Below are 2,625 nucleotides of genomic sequence, written 5' to 3'. Positions count from 1 at the left end.
GTGATCTTGATATTTACCCCCATCTCATTTGCCACAATGGTCGACAGCGTCGTCTTACCAAGTCCCGGCGGTCCATACAGAAGCAGATGATCCAGTGGCTCATTTCTCTTCTTCGCCGCCTCTATGAATATGTGCAGATTATCCTTGACCTTTTTCTGTCCAATATACTCCGACAGATACTGAGGTCTGAGATTATATTCACTTTTCTGTTCTTCTATGTCCAAGCTTTCTGTTGAAATAATTCTGCCCATTTTTTTCTACCTATCTGATCAATAATCTATATCATAAATCTGAGTGCCGCCTTAAGGAGCTGCTCCTCATCCATATCCGCTGAACCATCTACGCGCGAAACAGCACGTCCCGCCTCAACACCTGAATATCCAAGTGCTGTGAGAGCCGATATGACATTTGTTCTCACATCGCCTGCAGCGTTCTGCACAGCAACCGAATCATTGTATGCTGCATCTATCATATCCTCCATGCTCAGCTTATCCTTGAGCTCCAGAATGATCCTCGAAGCGCCCTTTGCCCCGATTCCATTAGCCTTTGATATGGCCTTTACATCCTCAGATATGACCGCAAGCCTGAGCTCGTTCACGGTGAGTGTTGACAGAAGAGACATGGCAACCTTTGGCCCCACACCGCTCACTCCCAGCAGTATCTTGAACACATTGAGTTCATCTGCGTTCTCAAAGCCAAACAGACATATCTCATCCTCGCGTATATACATGTATGTGCTTACTTTTATCTCTGAATGTACCGGTGGAAGCTTCTCCATAAACTTTCCGGATACCATGAGCTGATACCCTATTCCACCACACTCGATCACTATATAATTGTCACCCTTTATTTCAAGTGCTCCTCGAATATATGAAATCATCCGTTAACTCTTCCTGTCCTGTAATATATGACGGTATCTCAAAATCGCATAGAAACCGACACTAAATCTTCGTAATTATATCATATTATTTATCAATTGTGAATATATGTTTGCTTTTTTGAAAAACGACAGCTACTATATATATTGCAGAACAATGCATGTTCTATAATGTACCTTACGCAAGGAACCAAAAGGAGCCATTATGAAAATTTTTGAATATACTGAAGACATAAATGTAGATACAGCTCACATATCGGACGAGCTGTCGGATATACTCTATTTTGATATAGAAACAACCGGCCTCAGCGCCAAACGTTCGGATCTCTATCTGATCGGATGTTCATATTTCTCAGACAGTGCATTTCGCACCCAGTTGATATTCAATGACAACGGAACTTCAGAGCCTGAAATGCTGTCCCATTTTGAACAGATCCTAAAGAATCACAAAATACTGGTGTCATACAACGGCGATACCTTTGACATCCCCTACTTGCTGAAAAAGATGGAGCAATTCGACGTGGACACTACGCTTGACAATATACAGAGCGTGGATATATATAGAACAACCAGAAAATACAAAAAGCTTCTGCGTCTGGACTCGGCTAAGCAGTTTGACATAGAGCATCTGATTGACTTCCAGAGAAATACTTTTATATCAGGAGGCGATCTTATATCCGCCTACAAACATTATCTGAGTTCTCACGACGAATCTCTGCTTGACGATATGCTCACCCATAACCATGACGATATAAGAGGGCTTATATCTATATCTGAATTTGTGAATATCCCTCATATTCCTGATGACTTTCAGATAGATGATATATCCGATACCATCGATTCAATAACATACAACTGTTCCATTCCAAAGCTTCCATGCCGCATAACGGAATCCCTGAATGGAATTCTTGTAAATGCATGTGACACACATATGCATGTGGTCGTTCCAAAGACCCGGGACACCGAAATGAAATACTTCTTCAAGGACTACAAAAATTATTACTATCTCCCTATGGAGCACATGGCCATACACAAATCAATGGCGGCTTATGTGGACGATGCCCACAAGGAAAAAGCGACAAAGGACAATGCTTTCACCACCAAAACCGGCAGCTTCATACCCTGTCCACCAGGATTTCACGGAGAGATATTCTATGATACAGATCTTAAAGGAAACCGTTTTCTTTCGGACAGCACCGAATTACACGAAAAATGTGAGCAATCCCACGCCTATATCCTTGCAGTCCTGAACAAACTATTCTGATATAAATATTCTGGCATAAAAAAACCGTAGTCATTATCGACTACGGTTTTCTTAACTGTCTATATATCAGATTACTCCTCTGTGTCCTCTGCTACATCATCTGTATACTCTGGAGCTGGAAGTAATTCCTTTACGCTGAGACTGATCTTCTTGTCATCTGCATTGCACTCAACAACAACTGCCTCAACCTCATCGCCTACCTTGTATACATCCTCTGGCTTGTTAACATGCTCATATGAGATCTGTGATACATGGAGAAGTGCGTCAACACCTGGCTCAAGCTCGATAAATGCACCGAAATCAGCCATTCTTGCTACCTTACCTGTAACTACTGTTCCAGGAGCATACTTCTCTGCTGCGTTAAGCCATGGGTTTGTATCATCAAACTTAAGGCTGAGAGCAATCTTCTCGCCGTCAATGTTCTTGATGAATGCCTTAACAGTATCACCAACCTTGAGAACTGACTTAGGATCGTCAACTCTTC

4 protein-coding genes are annotated in these 2,625 nt (G+C 42.1%); 1 reads left to right on the top strand and 3 read right to left on the bottom strand.

The annotated features are described in order from the left end of the window. Both CCU_RS12325 and ruvA read right to left on the bottom strand, forming a co-directional pair. Positions 1–251, bottom strand: a 251-nt coding sequence (locus tag CCU_RS12325) for an AAA family ATPase (RefSeq protein ID WP_208896396.1), incomplete at its 3' end; no start/stop codon positions are given. Positions 252–277: 26 nt separating this feature from the next. Further along, positions 278–880, bottom strand: coding sequence for a Holliday junction branch migration protein RuvA (gene ruvA, locus CCU_RS12320; RefSeq protein WP_015534891.1), 603 nt, complete (start codon positions 878–880; stop codon positions 278–280). A 202-nt stretch (positions 881–1,082) separates the two neighbouring features. Between ruvA and CCU_RS12315 the strand changes: the two genes are divergently transcribed. After that, positions 1,083–2,141: a ribonuclease H-like domain-containing protein gene (locus CCU_RS12315; RefSeq protein ID WP_015534890.1), complete on the top strand. Its 1,059-nt coding sequence runs from the start codon at positions 1,083–1,085 to the stop codon at positions 2,139–2,141. Between the two features lie 71 nt (positions 2,142–2,212). Here CCU_RS12315 and CCU_RS12310 read toward each other — a convergent pair. Further along, the coding region (locus CCU_RS12310; protein ID WP_208896241.1) for a S1 RNA-binding domain-containing protein at positions 2,213–2,625 on the bottom strand (413 nt) is incomplete at its 5' end.

The sequence above is a fragment of the Coprococcus sp. ART55/1 genome, from assembly GCF_000210595.1.
GTDB classification, from domain to species: Bacteria; Bacillota; Clostridia; order Lachnospirales; family Lachnospiraceae; genus Coprococcus; species Coprococcus aceti.
Note: the sequence above shows the minus strand (reverse complement) of the source record. Positions and strands in the feature narration are given on the sequence as shown.